General features: G+C 57.6%; 15 protein-coding genes and 1 pseudogene. 1 reads left to right on the top strand and 15 read right to left on the bottom strand.

The features are described from left to right. Positions 1-171: 171 nt before the first annotated feature. Positions 172-762, top strand: a complete 591-nt coding sequence (locus GPL20_RS11310; protein WP_157329608.1) for a hypothetical protein — start codon at positions 172-174, stop codon at positions 760-762. Positions 763-771: 9 nt separating this feature from the next. On the opposite strand, the gene GPL20_RS11305 is transcribed toward GPL20_RS11310, so the two are convergent. The 15 genes and pseudogenes from GPL20_RS11305 to GPL20_RS11235 all read right to left on the bottom strand — a co-directional run bounded on the left by GPL20_RS11305 (position 772) and on the right by GPL20_RS11235 (position 16,793). Next, positions 772-1,167 (bottom strand): Rieske (2Fe-2S) protein, encoded by a 396-nt coding sequence (locus tag GPL20_RS11305; RefSeq protein WP_157329607.1) that lies wholly within the window; start codon positions 1,165-1,167, stop codon positions 772-774. 484 nt (positions 1,168-1,651) lie between these two features. After that, complete coding sequence (locus GPL20_RS11300; protein ID WP_157329716.1) at positions 1,652-2,386, bottom strand: host specificity protein; 735 nt, start codon at positions 2,384-2,386, stop codon at positions 1,652-1,654. Between the two features lie 1,020 nt (positions 2,387-3,406). Further along, positions 3,407-3,706, bottom strand: a complete 300-nt coding sequence (fdxB, locus tag GPL20_RS11295; RefSeq protein WP_157329606.1) for a ferredoxin III, nif-specific — start codon at positions 3,704-3,706, stop codon at positions 3,407-3,409. Between the two features lie 11 nt (positions 3,707-3,717). After that, positions 3,718-3,918, bottom strand: a complete 201-nt coding sequence (locus GPL20_RS11290; protein ID WP_092218307.1) for a CCE_0567 family metalloprotein — start codon at positions 3,916-3,918, stop codon at positions 3,718-3,720. Beyond that, entirely contained in the window at positions 3,915-4,391 is a 477-nt protein-coding gene (locus tag GPL20_RS11285) for a NifX-associated nitrogen fixation protein (protein WP_157329605.1), read from the bottom strand. Before GPL20_RS11285 ends, GPL20_RS11290 begins: the two co-directional genes overlap by 4 nt. Before the next feature lie 6 nt (positions 4,392-4,397). After that, positions 4,398-4,793 (bottom strand): nitrogen fixation protein NifX, encoded by a 396-nt coding sequence (nifX, locus tag GPL20_RS11280; protein ID WP_157329604.1) that lies wholly within the window; start codon positions 4,791-4,793, stop codon positions 4,398-4,400. Then, on the bottom strand, positions 4,790-6,199 hold the full coding sequence (gene nifN, locus GPL20_RS11275; RefSeq protein WP_157329603.1) for a nitrogenase iron-molybdenum cofactor biosynthesis protein NifN: 1,410 nt from the start codon (positions 6,197-6,199) through the stop codon (positions 4,790-4,792). The genes nifX and nifN overlap by 4 nt, the downstream gene beginning before the upstream one ends. A gap of 9 nt (positions 6,200-6,208) precedes the next feature. Then, the gene (gene nifE, locus GPL20_RS11270) at positions 6,209-7,855 is read right to left on the bottom strand and encodes a nitrogenase iron-molybdenum cofactor biosynthesis protein NifE (RefSeq protein ID WP_157329602.1); all 1,647 of its coding nucleotides are present in this window, start codon (positions 7,853-7,855) and stop codon (positions 6,209-6,211) included. Positions 7,856-7,951: 96 nt separating this feature from the next. Then, complete coding sequence (nifK, locus tag GPL20_RS11265) at positions 7,952-9,508, bottom strand: nitrogenase molybdenum-iron protein subunit beta (protein WP_157329601.1); 1,557 nt, start codon at positions 9,506-9,508, stop codon at positions 7,952-7,954. 65 nt (positions 9,509-9,573) lie between these two features. Then, positions 9,574-11,076 (bottom strand): nitrogenase molybdenum-iron protein alpha chain, encoded by a 1,503-nt coding sequence (nifD, locus tag GPL20_RS11260; RefSeq protein ID WP_157329600.1) that lies wholly within the window; start codon positions 11,074-11,076, stop codon positions 9,574-9,576. Positions 11,077-11,512: 436 nt separating this feature from the next. Next, positions 11,513-12,760 (bottom strand): cysteine desulfurase, encoded by a 1,248-nt coding sequence (locus GPL20_RS11255; RefSeq protein ID WP_100233581.1) that lies wholly within the window; start codon positions 12,758-12,760, stop codon positions 11,513-11,515. Next, positions 12,757-14,076: pseudogene (gene sufD, locus GPL20_RS11250) on the bottom strand (Fe-S cluster assembly protein SufD). Before sufD ends, GPL20_RS11255 begins: the two are co-directional and overlap by 4 nt. 17 nt (positions 14,077-14,093) lie before the next feature. Then, complete coding sequence (sufC, locus tag GPL20_RS11245; RefSeq protein ID WP_157329599.1) at positions 14,094-14,846, bottom strand: Fe-S cluster assembly ATPase SufC; 753 nt, start codon at positions 14,844-14,846, stop codon at positions 14,094-14,096. A 65-nt stretch (positions 14,847-14,911) separates the two neighbouring features. Further along, entirely contained in the window at positions 14,912-16,408 is a 1,497-nt protein-coding gene (sufB, locus tag GPL20_RS11240) for a Fe-S cluster assembly protein SufB (protein WP_157329598.1), read from the bottom strand. 190 nt (positions 16,409-16,598) lie between these two features. Continuing rightward, positions 16,599-16,793: a 4Fe-4S binding protein gene (locus GPL20_RS11235; protein WP_091956552.1), complete on the bottom strand. Its 195-nt coding sequence runs from the start codon at positions 16,791-16,793 to the stop codon at positions 16,599-16,601. Positions 16,794-16,973 lie beyond the last annotated feature (180 nt).

The raw sequence follows: 16,973 nt of genomic DNA, 5'->3' as shown, positions 1-16,973 counted from the left end.
TTGGAACGGATGTCGCGTTCCCGACAAGGCTCCTTGACGCGAGCGCAGCCACTGACGCGTTTTCGTTCTAAGCTACGGCGAAGGCCCCTACTCATGCAACGGCAAGCAATTTGCATCGCATCTAGCACCGGCCAAGCCGTCGGTGAAGAGCTTAGATCGAGGAAGAGTTTAATGACTGCAATCGAGAACACCGCACTCGGCAGACTTGAGAAGGAGGGCCGCTTGCTCAATGCCGTACTCAAAGGCGGGACTACCAAGCCGGGCCGGTTCGGCTTTCGCGGCGACGTGGCGCTAAAATTCCAGACTCAGGTCGCGGACGAAAAACGGCCGCCCGACTATTCGATTGAGCAGGTGTTGACGATCGCGCAGGACGGCGAATGCACTATTCCGGTGCTGGCCGGCTACCTGCATTCCTTCGCGTATCTCGCTGACGTCACGACCGTCCTTGATGGCGCCTTGAGCCCAACCGGCATCTACTTCATTTTCTGCAACAACATTGATTTACTGGCGAAGTACCGAGTGAGGTTCGGTGACATTAGCTTCCACGTCCTACCGTGCGATGAATCCACGGTTTGGAAGGAGATGATGGACCTGGTCGGGCTCAACAAGGACGAAATCAAGAAGCTCGATCCGGGCGGCAAGCTTGATTACCTCCTCGATGCCGCAAAGGATCTCGACCTGTCTTATGAGGAGATCTCGTACGAGGACGGACTAAAGAGGATGGAGCCCGTGAAAAACCGCAACGAGAACCGGCCGGTCTGAGCGCGGTCTTCAGTTGTTGGCCGATGCATCGTCTTCGACAAGATGCACACCAACGACGCAGATATCATCATCCAGAACTGCCAACGCGATCGGCGTGAGGGCTCCGCCTTGACATGGACCTTCGACGCACCGGCCGGTGCCGAGTTCGAAGGTCGAACCATGCTTGCCGCACATCAGCCGGATGCCGTATGGATCGAGGAATTCGTTCCGCTCCCAGTCCAAATTGACGCCGCTGTGCGGGCATTTGTTAGCGTAGCCAAGCACCTTTTTGCCCCAGCGCACAACAATGATGGACCACGGCTGGTGATTGCCGTCATCATCGACGATCATAAGGTGGAATCCCATGGCCTGGCGGCTCGGAATGTCCTTAAAGTTGCAGATCGCGTAGATGGGATTTGGCTTCATTTATCACCCATTCATTGCAAGATGCTTTTCATTGTCGCTGTGCAATCAACGTGCAAGAATCGTACAAGTGCCGGGCTGATAGTGTCTGTGGCAATCCAACGCGCGAGCCCCCATTGCTGACTCACCCAATTACCCGACGCATAATTCAGAAGCAGTTCGACAAGGGACTTGCGGCCGTTTCCATGAAGGTCGTGCAGCTGCAGCTTTCGGGTCCAAGCCCTCTGCACCATTGGCCGGATAGCTGCCTGCGGTGGCCGGTCGTTGCTGCTCGTTGATGGCCACTCCGCAGGGAGCCCCCATTACGCCCCCTCAGATCGCATCCCACCGTAACTTCGTAAGCGCCTTCGGAGAAAGGTTGAACGGACGTTTGAGCCGGCGGAGGCGACGCAGCGAGCGTGCGCCCCCTTTGGAGCAAGACCGTTGAGCCGGGATAGAACGGTCAAATGTCCGTCATTTCAGGCCCGTTGCTGCTATTGCAGCGAATTTACTCCATGTGCATCTCCGTAAGAGCGCGCTCCAAGTAAAATGAAGGGTCATCGTCCGACGAGTCCGTTTGGTAGCTTCTCTGAGGACCGACACCACTGCCGCCATCTTCGGAAAGATACTTCGTAGGCTTGCCTACGCGCTGCCACTCGTCGTTCTCGTTCTTCGCCCATACATCGGGGCGCTGGTGAGGATCAAGCACCCAGTGGTTACGACCCACGTGAACAAAACCCATGTCCTCTAGACGAGGTTCCATGCCCGCTAGGGCCGGCCGCGACAAGATCAGCGGATGGTCCCCGTCCTCTCGCAGTTGATGTTCTAGCAAGATATCGCCAGCGTTCTCGACAAGCGGATGAGTCACCCTAAGATCTACGACGGATGTGATATCGTTGCGCCCAAACTGCTGCTGAAAATGGTCTCCTTTAATCAGAGCCGGGCCTCCTGCTCTTAGAAGCCCGACAATTTCGTGGCCCAACTGGTAGCTGTAAAATCGTGCTGGCTTATTTGGATCGTCGTAGGTGTTGGCGTAACTTCCAGCAACCGTCGCTGCGCGCTCAGCCTTCTGGGAGACGAAGTCCGAGTACTCTTCTGGGTTCGCGGCGATGTACCTGATATCATTTCGCAAGAATCTCTCAACGCCCCGCAAGAAGGACTTTCGGTCGATCTCTCTAATGGGTGGTTCGGAAACGAGAGAGTATGACGCCGCTGGTTCGGATGACGACCCACCTCGCTCCATTCCTGCAACTGTTTCCGCAAACCGGGGATTATCTCCCCCTTCTGACGAATCGTCAGTTTGGTTACCGGTTGTGAACTGGCTGGATGAGCCTACGCTTCTGCCATACATGAGAGCGCTCTCCTATCGGCAAAGTTGCACGCAATTGAGCTCGTGCCGTGCAAGCTCTGCTGGTCAGGATAGAATTCCTAACTGACCACAACCTGACCAAAGTACTCTGCGCACATCGGCGCGACTACCCGACGCACTGTGAGTTACAGATAGTCGCTGCGACAAGCCGCGATCTGTGGGTGGAATCGCACGCAAGATCGTCGGCTGCCGGTCCGTCAAAGAGACCGACGACTAATGATAATGACTGCCCGGTTCCTATCAGCAGATGGGCACCCGGCCCGACGAGGTACCCGCGCAACGACAATTAGAGACCTGCGTGCGAAGTGATCCGTGTTGATTTGCGATGTGCTCTCGATGTCTGCGTGCTCTATCGCAACGCCTGCGTACTGGGCAGCGAAATGTCGTCCGCCACCGGGCGTGCGCAAAAAGACCAACTAATGTGTTCCCGGCACATCACGTTCTCAATAGAATCGACCATCTAGGCAGCATCATTGTCCACGATCGGCGGCGCGGCGGACAAGTAAGCTTCTGCTGATCGCAAGCAGACATTCACAGCATTCCCTCGGACCAAATCGGCCGACGCAGTGGCTACCTGCTTTGCACTATGCTCTTCGGACTCCATCGTGACATGCACTTCGATCTACTTAGCGCTGCGGGAGGCGCGGTTCGCCTTCTAACGAAAGGGCGGACCTTGGAGACGAGTGATTTGTGAGCAACGGCTACTGTACCGACATACCATAGCCGCGCACAACCATCACCAGGCAATGCTTACCCTTCAGCTCGCTCGATCTTGCTATTCGATGTTTAATCGAGATCCTTCTGGCGCGCCGTCCTCATCACGAGTTCACCTGATCAAAATTCCACCTTTCCTCACCAATATCTCGCCTGCCGCAACACGACGAGTGTGTTAGCTCACGCCGCTTCAGGTACGGCTGAAGTGTGAGTCTGGCAGTTGGCCGGGCAAACCCTGGCGCATGCACCGCAGCCAATGCAGGCGCCTTGATCATTCAGAACCATAATCTTCTTTTCGATCTCATCGTCCTCGTCGTCATCGAGCTCGACAAGTTCGCCCTCCTGGCTGCTTCCTTTCAACGTCATGACATCTCGACCGCACACCTTGAAACAGCGGCCACAGCCGATGCACTTCTTTGGATCGATCGAGGTCAGGTATTGTGGCGTCCAGTCGCGTCCGTCTCGTGTTTGAAACGACATGCATTGCCCCTTTAAGTCTTTTCAAGCGCCTTCAAGTCGAGGCCCTTGCGCTCAAGTTCGGCATAGGCATCGTACGCCTTCTGCGCCACCAACATGATCGAAGTCCAGTTGATGGGCAATTCTTCGGAAAGGTCGTGCAGATCCATCTTCGCCTGTATTGCCTTGGCGGATACTTTCCTTAGTTCGGCCTTTAGTGTTTCACGATCGCTCATGAGTATCCCCAATAGTTCGCCACCTGAGGAAATTTCCGAATTAGGTCAATTCCTTCGCTGACATATTTGTCGCCCTCCTGCGCGAGCTTTACGAAACTATCAAATCCAAAGCGATGCACATCGCGCAGCTGCTTGTTCACGGCGATCAGCCGGCCTGAGATAAGCACCATGCGGCCGAAGCCTTCATGATGCAGATCCAGAATCGGCTGGATCATCCCGCCGGTCTCCCTCTCGATCGAGAGCGCGACCGCATCGAAGAACAGCTTAAGCCGCCACAGTGTATGGGGATCGGGATCACCGATAATCGGCAATGCGCGCCTTTTCTGCTTGTCCAAGATATAGGGTTCGAGCAGGTCAAGATCACTCTTTGCCTCCCAGGCTCCGTTGGTATCCTGAGCACGCCAAATCTTGATCAACTCCTTGAGGAATGGCGCGTCGACGGCGCTGCCCTGCTGCTTTATTTTGGCGGTCATATCACCTCATTCGTCGAACTTGAACGTACGCCGTCGGTCCTTTGCCATGGCCTTGCGTAGCCAGGGGGGTGGCGTGCCGTTCAATACGCGCTCGAGTTTTTCGAGCAACACCAGAATGCTTTCTGGTTTGTTCACCTTGATAGGATGAACCTTGTTGGCCACCACTCGCGCAGCCCCGGCACCGCCGATGGCGGCGACGTAAAGAATCGCGCAATCCTTGATCGCCTCGATCTTTGGCGCCAACTTATCGTCGTTGCCGTCTTCCTTAAGGTCGCCCTGAAACTCAATCGCTTTGAGAAACACGTGCCCGCCAGGCGCGACGTCGTAGATTGCGATATTCTTTGCCCAACCAAAATGGGCATCGACCCGACTCATGTCCTGAGTGGCAAACGCGACCTTCATGCAACCGACCTCCCAGCCGCGCCGGTGGAGCTGCGATACCCCGAGCATCGTGGCAGACCGGCCGCAGTCCGCCATCTATCGGGTGTAGGCTGATCGTTTTCCTCGCGGTGCGCGATCACGAGGTTGGCGATTTCAAAGATCAGATTGCGGGTACCACGATAGCCCACGGATAGTTGGTGTCCCGCCCCAAGTCGATCGAACATCGGAAAACCCGTGCGATAGAACGGCAATTTCAGCCGAGCCGCCGCTTGTCTGCCATGCGAATGCGTGATCAGCAGGTCGCAATGGTGTGTTTTGGCAAGCCCTTCCAGATCCTCGAGATCGCCAATGAGTACCTCCTTGGCCTTGATCCGCTCGATCACCTCCGACTGAGTGGTCGTCACGGCCGCCGTCACCTGCGCGCCCATGTCGTGCAGCATGCCGGACACATCGAACAGAAGGTCTGGCTCAGCGCCGATAGCAACTTTGCGACCGCCAATATGGAAGTGCGCGTCCAGCATTGCATCGGCGAGCTGACCGCGCTGCCGCCGATATTTCAAGGGTATGGGGCGGCCGCTGATCTCGCTCAAGAACGTCATGAATTCGTCGTTTGGACAGAGACCACACAGCCGCTCGAAGATACGAAAAGGCACGCCGGTCTTGACCTGCATGACCTCTGCCGCACGCTGCATCTGCGCCCCGATTGCAATCGTCCATCCGGCGCGGCCCATGCTCTCAATTTCGTCGACGCCGATGCCGCCGATGGTCGTTGGCGTAAACTCATCGGGGATATGTCCATCGAGCGATCCTGCTACGTCAGGGAGGAAGGACGGGCACAACCCGAAATCTTCCAGTATGACACGGAGTTCATCAATATCGCCGGGCGTGAGGTGACATCCCGGCAGAACATTCACTTTCAATGGGTCAGGCAGTCCATTGGCGCCGGGCTCTTCCACCAGCACCTCTACAATGCGTGCCACAGCCTTCCCCCAGCCGTCCTGGAACGCGCCCTTGAAATCAGGCGTCGAGACATACACCAGTGGCAACTTTGCGAGTTGGGGATGCTTGCAACGGATTAGCGTGAGGTAGGCATCCACATCGTCGCCGTTGGTCTCGGTGACACCGGTCGAGCAGATTCCGATGATTTTTGGCTTGGTACGGTTGTAGATGTTCAGTATCGCCTGCTCGAGATTCTCATAACCGCCGAGTACGGTCGCGACCTCGCTCATCGCGGTGGTCTGCAGCGGTACTGCCTCTTTGAAATGCCGGACGAAAAGCGTGAGCCCGAAGGATGTGCATCCCTGGGAGCCGTGCAGAAGCGGCATCGCCCCGCGCAGCCCCATGAAGGCGAATGCGCCGCCGATCGGCTGACTCATCTTCAACGGGTTGACAGCGCAGGCTTTCGTCGGCGCCGTGACGATGGCCATGACGCCTCCCTATTCTGCGGCCTGTCGCATGACAGATGGGTCGGACACCAAGATACCTTCGATGCGTCTCCGGCAGCAGCCTCCGACCGCATTGGTATGCTCTCTCACAGCTGCGACGCTGCTCAGGCCGTGCGCGTAGATTGCATCCTCAATCGTGCCTAAATCGACCGCGTTGCACACGCAGATCTTCCTCGCGCGGCGCGCGGTTTCGGCGAGTGCCGGATCGCACGCGATCGCGGCCACCGGCGATGGCATCTGCTCCATCGCCTTGGCCAATGCCTCCCATGGGGCCGGTCGACGTAGCTGCTCCCACATCGGACTGGAGAGCGACTTATCGATCTCCTCCACCAGCTTGACCATTCCGACATAGCCCATATAGGCGTGGCAACGCTCCTGGTTGATATCGAGCCAGGGCATCGCCGCTTTCAGCGCGACGAACTGCGACTTGCCGCCCGACAGCATGATGTCCGCTTTTGCGTCCTTCAACATCTTATACATTTCGCGCGGAGTCATGTCCTCAATCATGTAGGCATCCCGCCCCATGAGCTCCTTGATGCGCTCCTTGTCATTCCTGGTTGATTTCTTGACGCTGGTCCCGACTAGCTCAAGCCCAGCTTCCTGGAGTGCCGCAACGATCGACCATGACTTGACGCCGCCGGTAATCAACAACGCCCTCTTGCCTTCAAATCGTGGCTTGTACGGCCCTATCGCAGCCCGGACCCACGCTTCCTCGCGCGCGATCACCGCTTCAGTTCGCCCGAGCAGATCTGCAGGCGCGCCGCGCTCAACCAATAAACGCGCAAGCTGACGCAGCGATTCGCTCGAATCTTGAATACCGTAGAACGACCCCTCGAAGAACGGAATCCCGTAGCGTTGCTCCATCTTGCGTGCGACGTTGATCATGGACTTTGAGCACACCAACATCGCCGCCCGCGCGCGATGGGATGAAGCGACTTCGTGATACTTGCCATCGCCGGAGATGCAGGAGAGAATCCGTATTCCAAGTTCGTCTAGCAATGGCTTCACTTGCCAGAGCTCTCCCGAAAGGTTGTATTCCCCAATTAGGTTGATATCGTACGGGGTGGTGTAGTCTGGCTCTTGCGTCCCGATCACATGGTCGAGCAATGCTTCGCCGGCGAGCTTGTTACCGAGGTTCTTCGAGCCGACGAAGCCCGGGGAATTGATCGGGATCACCGGCTTTGCGAACCTTTGCGATGCTGCCTTACAAACTGCGTTGACGTCGTCGCCTATCATGGCCGGGATGCAGGTTTGATAGACGAAGATGGCGGGCGGGTCGCACTTGTCGATGATCTCCTTGATCGCTTTACAGAGCCGCTTCTCGCCTCCGAATACAATATCGGTTTCGCTCAAATCTGTTGTGAACGAGGTGCGCCACAGATTCGAGCCTGACGACGCCGCGCCGCGATTGTCCCAGGAATTACCTTCGCACGCGATCGGACCATGTACCAAGTGAGCGACATCGGTGAACGGCTGCAGCGCAACCTTGGCGCCATCGAAAGCACAGCCACCAGCAGCGCTACCCGGCAGCAGTTGTTTGGTGCAGCCGTTCTTGCGTTCAGCCTCCGACTTACTGCCGTTTTTGGCGCAGCCCGGCTCGTCAAAAATATTCTGGACCGTGGCCGCTAGTGAACTCATCCCTTTTCCTCTCAGCGCAAACTAATTGCATGGTCAACGGTCGTGTGCTTGTGCCATCGCCGAGTTATTGGCGATGGCACGCGCCACGGTCGCTCATCAACGAATGATGTCGAAGCTGTAGTCAGTTTTGCCAAGAACGTTTGTCTTCTTGTCCATCTCATCGAAGATCTTGTCCAGGATCTTCACCAGCACATTCAGGCCGCCCTGATAGCCCCATAGGGGGGAGCGGTGATGGTGATGCCGATCAAAAACCGGAAAGCCGATGCGGATCAGTGGCGTTCCAGTATCGCGCTCCAGATACTTGCCGTAGGTGTTGCCAATCAGAAAATCGACTGGCTCAGTGAACAGGAGTGAGCGCATGTGCCAGAGGTCTCGGCCCGGATAGGCTTGGCAGCCCTGCCCAAATGGCGAGCTTGCAAGCAGCACCTGCATTTTTTCGTGCCATGCCTTGCTGCCATTCGTGGACAGTACATGGGTCGGTTCGGCACCGAGCTCGAGCAGAAACGCAGCCAACCCATAGCAAAGATCCGGATCGCCATAGATCGCGAACTTCTTGCCATGGATATGCGCGCTGGAGTCAGCGATGGCGTCGACCAGGCGGCCACGTTCTCGCGCGAGTTGCTCGGGAATATCCTTGCCACTGATGCGTGACAGCGCCACGATAAAGTCATCCGTTGCGGATAAGCCCACCGGGTAGTTGAAGGATACGACGTCCTGGCCATGCTCAGCCACGAATGGCAGTGTTTTTTCGGTGCACCACTGCTGCATGGAAATCGTCGCCTTGGCGTGAACCGCGTTGGCCGCATCTTCTAGCGTCGTGCCTCCGTCATACATCCGGAATTCGCCGTCTGTCGGAGTATCGAAGACTTCGGAATTATCCGCGAGAATCGTGTGCTGGATGCCCATCAACGCCAAGATGCGCTTGATCTCGCGAAGGTTCCCGACGGTATAGCCATCGAACCCACCAATGATGTTGATCGCCCCGTTCTGCTTGCGCTCCAGCTTCGGCGCTATGCCGGCCTTACCGTCCCAAAAATGCTCCAGAATGCCCTTGAGCGCATTGTCATAACCGGTGACGTGGCTGCCGACGAACGCCGGCGTATGGGCGAATGGCACGTCGAAGTCTGCCGGCACCGAGCCTTTTTCTTTCGACGTCTTGATGAAGGCGTTTAGGTCATCGCCAATCACCTCGGCCATGCAGGTCGTCGAGACCGCAATCATCTTGGGTTTGTACATGTTGTAGCTGTTCGCGAGCCCGTCAATCATGTTGTTCAGGCCGCCGAATACGGCAGCGTCTTCCGTCATCGACGAGGAGACGCAGGAAGAAGGCTCCTTGAAGTGCCGCGACAGATGGCTGCGGTAATAGGCCACGCAGCCTTGCGAGCCGTGGACGAAGGGCAGCGTGCCCTCAAAGCCAACAGAGGCGAATACGGCGCCAAGCGGCTGGCATGCCTTGGCCGGATTTACCGCTAGCGCCTCCCGCGCAAAGTTCTTTTCGCGATATTCGGCCGTCTTCGTCCATTCCTTGATGCGTTCGACCTCGGCGGGATCGCGAGGATTCTCGAATATCTTCTTCTTGGCCAGCATCTGCTGGTATTCTGGACCGCGGAACAGCTCGAGATGATCGAGCACGTGTTCGGCACTCTGCGCCATTGTTGAAGTCCTTCACTATCGAGATTGGTGTCGCCCCGGCTTCCCACAGAGCGCGATGAGTTGGTTTATTCTGCAGCCAGGAGCTTGGCTCTCGAAGCTTCCTTCCAGGGGGCCTTCGTTTTCTTCCAGACCGGCGAGTTGATGGCCATGTCCATGTCGCGCGCAAAGATGGCAAAACCGTCATAGCCGTGATATGGGCCCGAATAGTCCCAGGAGTGCATCTGCCGGAACGGCACACCCATCTTTTGAAAAACGTATTTTTCCTTGATGCCCGAGCCGACGAGGTCAGGCTGGAGCTTTTCGACGAAGTGCTCGAACTCGTAGCCATTGACGTCATCGTAGATGAGCGTGCTGTCCTTTACGTAGTGCTGAGCTGTGCGCTGATAGTCGTCGTTGTGACCGAACTCGTATCCGGTACCAATGACTTCCATCCCGAGGTCCTCGTATGCGCCAATCACATGACGCGGACGGAGCCCGCCGACGTACAGCATCACCGTCTTGCCCTCCAGGCGCGGGCGATATTTTGCGATCACGGCGTTCACCAGCGGTTGGTACTTTTCAATCACCCGCTCGGCACTTTCCTTGATCTTGTTGTCGAAATAGCCCGCAATCTTGCGCAGCGACTCTGCGATCTTTGAAGGTCCGAAGAAGTTGTACTCGCACCAGGGGATGCCGAACTTCTCTTCCATGTGGCGTGAGATGTAGTTCATGGAACGGTAGCAATGCAGAATGTTGAGCTTTGCCTTCGGCGTTGCCTCGAGCTCAGCTAGCGAACCGTCGCCAGACCACTGCGCGATCACCCGCAGGCCCATCTCCTCTAGTAGAATTCGCGATGACCAGGCGTCGCCGCCGATATTGTAGTCTCCGATGATCGCAACATCGTACGGCGTCGGCTCAAACGTTGGTTTGCCATCGGACTCGAGCTTGTCGAAAATCCAATCGCGCACCGCGTCGTTGGCAATGTGGTGGCCTAGTGACTGCGACACGCCCCGAAAGCCCTCACAACGGACCGGCACGATGGTCTTGCCGCCATATTCCTTGGATTTTGCTCTCGACACGGCCTCGATGTCGTCACCGATCAATCCGATCGGGCATTCCGATTGGATGGTGATGCCGTTGTTGAGTGGAAACAGCTCCTGGATTTCATCAAGAATTTTGACCAGCTTTTTGTCGCCACCGAACACGATATCCTTTTCCTGGAAGTCCGAGGTGAACTGCAGGGTCACGAAGCTATCGATGCCCGTCGTGCCAACGTAATAATTGCGTCGCGAGCCCCACGAATACTGACCGCAGCCGACCGGGCCGTGGCTGATATGGACCATGTCCTTGATCGGTCCCCAGACCACTCCCTTTGACCCTGCATAGGCGCAGCCTCTGATCGTCATCACGCCAGGTATGGATTTGATGTTGGACTTCACCCCGCAATCTGACTTGCCGGCTTGGTGAACGTTGAGGTGCTTGGCACGCCGTTTCGCGGTTTTCTCCGGATAGACCTTCAGCACCTCCTCGATCAGCTCTTTGTTGCGAGCCCTGATTTCTGCGGTGCTCTGGGTCGTGGCGAGACTCATCTGATGTCCTTCAAAGGTTAGCTGTTACGAGGGCGACTTCTTGAACAAGACTTTAGCAACGAGCATGCCAGCGTGCCGTGAGCACCAAAAAACATAGCAAACAAAATCGCTTAGCGAGCCTCCTGCGGTGACGGGGGGTGTTGTTGCGAACCCGACATTAGCTTTGGGCAGAGAAAACTCTCGGTTTGGCGCTGTTCGAAATGAAACAAGGGCTGCCTATGCGTGAAATCGCCCGCCCCGCCCAATTCTCGAGCGTGTCCGCGATCGCAGTACTCTGCGATCGTGCTCGCCGAAGGCCCTGCACAGGAAGACCGGCCGCAAGAGCGGTTGGCCCACACAGGCCTGCCAATGCCATCTATGCTTGCTGCGACCGACAGGTGCTTACCTGCTGCGATGCGATGAGGTGCATGACCTCATCCAGCGTAGGCTCGCCGAATCACGAGAACAGCTGCCGCGCCTTGATTAGCGCACGCACGAGCACATCGATCTCTTCGCGTGTATTGTAAAGTCCGAGGGACGTACGGCACGTTGCCAGCACGCCGAAGCGCTCAAGCAGCGGCATCGCACAATGGGTTCCGGCCCGCACCGCTACACCGGCGCGGTCGATGATGGTGGCAACATCATGCGCATGCGCTCCCTTCATATCAAAGGAAATGATCGGTCCCTTGTCGGCCGGGGTCCCGATCATGCGCATGAAATTGATCTCCGCCAGCCTCTCCTGGGTGTACGCGAGCAGTACGCTCTCGTGCCTGCGGATCTGCACCTTGCCTATTGAATTGATGTAATCGATAGCCGCCCCTAAACCGATGGCTTCGACGATCGGCGGCGTACCCGCTTCGAACCGGTGTGGTGGATCACCATAAATGACCCCGGAACGCGAGACCTCGCGGATCATCTCCCCGCCGCCATTGAAAGGCGGCATCGATGCCAAATGCTCAGACTTGCCGTAAAGCACACCGATCCCAGTCGGACCATAGAGTTTGTGGCCCGTCATGACGTAGAAATCGCAATCCATGTCGCAGACGTCGGCGCTCAGGTGGACGCAAGCTTGCGAGCCGTCGACCAGCACCGGGATACCACGAGCATGCGCGATCCTCACCACCTCTTTCACCGGCAATACCGTGCCGAGCACGTTCGACATTTGTGTGATTGCAACCATCTTGGTGCGCGGGGTCAGCAGCCGCTCAAAATCATCGAGCAAGAAGTTGCCCTCATCATCCACTGGCGCCCATTTGATCACTGCACCGAGTCGTTCCCTGAGAAGGTGCCATGGCACAATGTTGGAGTGGTGTTCCATAATCGAGAGAACGATCTCATCACCCGGGGTAATGCGTTCACGCCCAAAAGTCTGGGCGACCAGATTGATTGCTTCCGTGGCGCTCCGAGTGAAGATGATCTCTTCGTTTGAACGCGCGTTCACAAACTGCGCCACCTTGGTACGGGCGCCTTCATACGCCTCGGTCGCCGCGTTAGCGAGGTAGTGCAAGCCGCGATGAACGTTGGCGTATTCGCTGGAGTACACTTGCATCATACGGTCAAGCACCGCGTTGGGCTTTTGCGCGGATGCAGCGTTATCAAGGTAAACAAGCGGCTTGCCGTACACCGTCATGGCGAGCGCAGGAAAGTCCGTACGTAGACGGTTGACGTCGTAACCGCCATTGCTCACGGCGGGATGTGCGCTCATCGCCCCGCCTGCAGCCAGTGTTCAGCTTGAGCTGTCACAAAATCGCGCAGATTCTCAGAAGTGATCTCCTCGATCGACTCGCCAACGAAGGCTTTAATCAGCAACATCTTCGCATCCTTCTCGGATAGCCCCCGAGCGCGCAGATAGAATACAAGACTGTTGTCCAGCGCACCCGATGTCGCTCCGTGGCCGCAGGTCACGTCGTCAGCCAAGATTTCAAGTTCCGGCTTGCTGTCGGCCTCGGCCTGGTCGGATAGGAGCAACGCCCGCGTCGTCAGGTTGGCATCTGTCTTCTGGGCGGCGGGACGAACGACAATTCGGCCCTGAAATACCGAGCGGCCGCAATCGTCGATGACCGCGCGGAACTTCTCCCGACTGATGCAATGTGGCACGGCGTGGTCTACCACCATCGTTGTGTCGGCGTGAAGCTCGTCCCTGATGAGGTTAACGCCATTCGCCGAGACCTTGGTTCCCTCGCCAGCCAGCTTGATGAATCCCTGATAGCGGCTGATGGAGCCGCCGCAGGTCATGCTGAAGAGGTCGAGCTTAGCCCTGGCGCCGACTGCAATGATCGCAGACGAGATATTCACGGCGTCAGAGGCAGCGGCTGCGACGCGGATATGCGAAAGGCTCGCCTCGTTACCAACCAGGGCGATTATCGCATCGTTGGCTTGATAGCCGCTCGCGCGTTCAGCCGAGACGACACTTTCCACGATGGCCGCATGCGCCTTTACCAAGCTGTAGATACGAGCGTGTAAAGGTGGACACCGACACTCCGGTTGCGACGTGAACGATTTGAATTGGACGCTTCACCGCGTTGCCGTCGACGACCGTAATCACCAGGCCATCTGTCGCCATTGCGGCGTTTAGCGAGATAGCGGAATCGCTCGTCGTCGACAGCAGCAGACCTGCCATGTCGCCAGGGGCCGAATTCTCCAGAACCTCTCGCAGCGACCGCACAACAACTTGATTTTTCAGCCTGCCGAGATCGGATAGCTCCGGCGCGAATATACCATCCACCAAAACCAGTTTGACCGCCTGATCGACAGATACTCGCTCGGCCGACACCTTTGCGCGCACCAGCGCCTCCGCATCCGGTCGCGGAGCGAGTGGCAGCACCCCGCCGATCAGGGCGCGCAGATCTGTGTATTTCCAGTCCTCCATGCCCCGATGCGGAAGGCCGGTACGCTCGTAGACCTCAAATGCGCTCGCCCGGATTGGGGGACAAGGCCTCCACCAGGCAGCCGTCCACGCGCCGCAGCGAAAACATTGCCAATTGCGCGTTCGGGGTCGGCTTTGGGCAAAACCTGCTTCATCGGAGTCCCTAGAGCCGTCAGGCCGCGTCTTCGAATTGGGCGTAGCCAGAAGCCTCGAGCTCCAGCGCGAGTTCCTTGCCGGCGCTCTTCATGATCCGCCCTTTCGACATCACGTGCACAACGTCCGGCATGATATGGTCGAGAAGCCGCCGATAGTGCGTGATCACGATCATCGCTCGTTCCGGCGAACGCAAGGTGTTGATGCCGCTGGCGACGATACGCAGCGCGTCGATGTCGAGGCCGGAATCGATCTCATCAAGGATGCACAGACCCGGCTCGAACAACGCCATCTGCAAAATTTCGTTACGCTTCTTCTCGCCGCCGGAGAAGCCGACATTGACGCCGCGCTTGAGCATGTCCTGGGGAATGTTGAGCGAACCGGCCACCTCGCGGATTCTTTTCAGAAATTCGGGGGTGGAGAATTCCTGTTGATCCCGCGCCTTGCGCTGGGCGTTCAGTGCCGCCCGCAGGAAGTTCATGGTGGTCACGCCAGGGATCTCGACCGGATACTGGAATGCCAGGAACACGCCCTTGGCGGCGCGTTCATTTGGCTCCGTCCGCAACAGGTTCTCGCCCCTGAACAGGATTTGTCCACCGGTGATTTCATAACCGGGCTTGCCGGCGATAACATGCGAGAGCGTCGACTTGCCGGAGCCGTTCGGCCCCATGATCGCGTGCACCTCACCCAAATTGACGTTAAGATCGAGGCCGCGAATAACTTCGCGGTCTTCGACACCAACATGCAAATCTCGGATTTCGAGTAGCGCCATTCTGGTCTGATCCCTGAGATGTCGTCTGCCGAGCCGCCTTCGAGGGCGGCTCGCGGGAGGTTTGGTTATCCGACAGATCCGTCGAGCGAGGTCGAGATTAGCTTCTGGGCCTCCACTGCGAACTCCATCGGCAGTTTTTGCAGAACTTGCTTGACGAAGCCGTTGACGACCAGGCCGACAGCCTCTTCCTCGCTTAGGCCGCGCTGGATGCAGTAGAACAGCACGTCCTCGGAGATCTTCGAGGTCGTCGCCTCGTGCTCGAACGTCGCGGAAGAGTTCTTGGCCTCGATGTACGGCACGGTATGCGCGCCGCATTTGTCGCCGATCAGCAGCGAGTCGCAGGCGGTGAAGTTGCGCGCCCCTAGCGCTTTCCGGTGCGCGGTGACGAGGCCGCGGTAGGTGTTCTGCGACTTGCCGGCGGCGATGCCCTTGGAGATGATGCGGCTCGACGTGTTCTTGCCGAGATGGATCATCTTGGTGCCCGAGTCGACCTGCTGGAAGCCGTTCGAGATCGCGATCGAGTAGAACTCGCCACGCGAGTTGTCGCCGCGGAGAATGCAGCTCGGATATTTCCAGGTAATCGCCGAACCGGTCTCGACCTGGGTCCAGGAGATCTTGGAATTGTTACCGCGGCAGTCGCCACGCTTGGTGACGAAATTGTAGATGCCGCCCTTGCCTTCCGAATTGCCGGGGTACCAGTTCTGCACCGTCGAATATTTGATCTCGGCATCGTCGAGCGCGACGAGCTCGACCACGGCGGCGTGCAGCTGGTTCTCGTCGCGCTGCGGCGCGGTGCAGCCTTCGAGATAGGAGACGTAGGAGCCCTTGTCGGCGATGATCAGCGTGCGCTCGAACTGGCCGGTGTTGCGCTCGTTGATGCGGAAATAGGTCGACAGCTCCATCGGGCAGCGCACGCCCGGCGGCACGTAGACGAACGAGCCGTCGGAGAACACCGCCGAGTTCAGCGTCGCGTGGAAATTGTCCGAGGTCGGAACCACCGAGCCCAGATATTTCTGCACCAGTTCAGGGTGCTCGCGGATCGCCTCCGAGATCGGCATGAAGATCACGCCGGCCTTCTTCAACTCGGCCTTGAACGTGGTCGCAACCGAGACCGAATCGAACACGGCATCGACCGCGATCTTGCGGCGCGCCGGATCTTCCTCGCCCACCTTGGGCTCGACGCCTTCGAGCATGGCAACTTCCCGCAAGGGGATGCCGAGCTTCTCGTAGGTCTTCAGGATCTCCGGATCGATCTCGTCGAGCGAGGAGACCGACTTCTTCGGCTTCGGCGCCGCGTAGTAATAGAGGTCCTGGAAGTCGATCTTGGGATAGTCGACGCGCGCCCAGGTCGGCTCGGTCATGGTGAGCCAACGCCGATAGGCCTCGAGCCGCCACTGGAGCATCCAGGCGGGTTCGTTCTTCTTCTGTGAGATGAATTTTACGATCGCTTCCGACAGCCCCTTGGGGGCCTTCTCGGAGTCGATCAGGGTCTCAAACCCATAACGATATTGGTCGACGTCGATGCGCTTCACGCGCTCGACCGTCTCTTGTACGGCTACCATTGCCCGCTCCACTCGCGCAACGACAACTCCCGCTGGCGAGGATTCCGCCGCAATCTATCTGACCCGATCGCGCAAGTTGCCGCCGACTCCGGGCCAGCGAGTGAGAGAAACAGAAGACAGATCCAAAAGGCGGCTGTCGATCGCGTTTTCATCATGTTCGCGCCCGAGCTTCTCTCATCGGCCACTCCACCTATGCCGGCACGCACGTATCGGGCACCGGGCAAACGACGGCGCATTGTGGCGCGTCAAAGTGCCCCTCACATTGAGTACACTGGGTCGGATTGATCACATATATGTCGTTCTTCAGGTTGATCGCGGCATTGGGACATTCGAACTCACATGCACCGCAGACGGTGCACTGGGATGCGATTATCTTGTAGGCCATCACTGCGATTCCATGAGCCAAAGTTGCGGGACGGTCTCTGGCGTTCAAGTCTTGTGCCAGACAGTTTAACTTGATTTTGTCTGGGCTAATTTCGAGAACGCAAGTCGCCGTCTCGACACGGTGTCGCAAATCCTACACCGCGCATGACAGTCGCTTGAGCTCGATCCGTGGTTTGCGCAG

This window comes from Bradyrhizobium cajani (assembly GCF_009759665.1).
Lineage (GTDB): Bacteria > Pseudomonadota > Alphaproteobacteria > Rhizobiales > Xanthobacteraceae > Bradyrhizobium > Bradyrhizobium cajani.
Note: the sequence above shows the minus strand (reverse complement) of the source record. Positions and strands in the feature narration are given on the sequence as shown.

What these genes read in the sequence shown, in the direction of transcription:
- GPL20_RS11310 (WP_157329608.1), top strand. Translation starts at nt 172, where the DNA reads ATGACTGCAATCGAGAACACCGCACTCGGCAGACTTGAGAAGGAGGGC.
- GPL20_RS11305 (WP_157329607.1), bottom strand. Translation starts at nt 1,167, where the DNA reads ATGAAGCCAAATCCCATCTACGCGATCTGCAACTTTAAGGACATTCCG.
- GPL20_RS11300 (WP_157329716.1), bottom strand. Translation starts at nt 2,386, where the DNA reads ATGGAGCGAGGTGGGTCGTCATCCGAACCAGCGGCGTCATACTCTCTC.
- fdxB (WP_157329606.1), bottom strand. Translation starts at nt 3,706, where the DNA reads ATGTCGTTTCAAACACGAGACGGACGCGACTGGACGCCACAATACCTG.
- GPL20_RS11290 (WP_092218307.1), bottom strand. Translation starts at nt 3,918, where the DNA reads ATGAGCGATCGTGAAACACTAAAGGCCGAACTAAGGAAAGTATCCGCC.
- GPL20_RS11285 (WP_157329605.1), bottom strand. Translation starts at nt 4,391, where the DNA reads ATGACCGCCAAAATAAAGCAGCAGGGCAGCGCCGTCGACGCGCCATTC.
- nifX (WP_157329604.1), bottom strand. Translation starts at nt 4,793, where the DNA reads ATGAAGGTCGCGTTTGCCACTCAGGACATGAGTCGGGTCGATGCCCAT.
- nifN (WP_157329603.1), bottom strand. Translation starts at nt 6,199, where the DNA reads ATGGCCATCGTCACGGCGCCGACGAAAGCCTGCGCTGTCAACCCGTTG.
- nifE (WP_157329602.1), bottom strand. Translation starts at nt 7,855, where the DNA reads ATGAGTTCACTAGCGGCCACGGTCCAGAATATTTTTGACGAGCCGGGC.
- nifK (WP_157329601.1), bottom strand. Translation starts at nt 9,508, where the DNA reads ATGGCGCAGAGTGCCGAACACGTGCTCGATCATCTCGAGCTGTTCCGC.
- nifD (WP_157329600.1), bottom strand. Translation starts at nt 11,076, where the DNA reads ATGAGTCTCGCCACGACCCAGAGCACCGCAGAAATCAGGGCTCGCAAC.
- GPL20_RS11255 (WP_100233581.1), bottom strand. Translation starts at nt 12,760, where the DNA reads ATGAGCGCACATCCCGCCGTGAGCAATGGCGGTTACGACGTCAACCGT.
- sufC (WP_157329599.1), bottom strand. Translation starts at nt 14,846, where the DNA reads ATGGCGCTACTCGAAATCCGAGATTTGCATGTTGGTGTCGAAGACCGC.
- sufB (WP_157329598.1), bottom strand. Translation starts at nt 16,408, where the DNA reads ATGGTAGCCGTACAAGAGACGGTCGAGCGCGTGAAGCGCATCGACGTC.
- GPL20_RS11235 (WP_091956552.1), bottom strand. Translation starts at nt 16,793, where the DNA reads ATGGCCTACAAGATAATCGCATCCCAGTGCACCGTCTGCGGTGCATGT.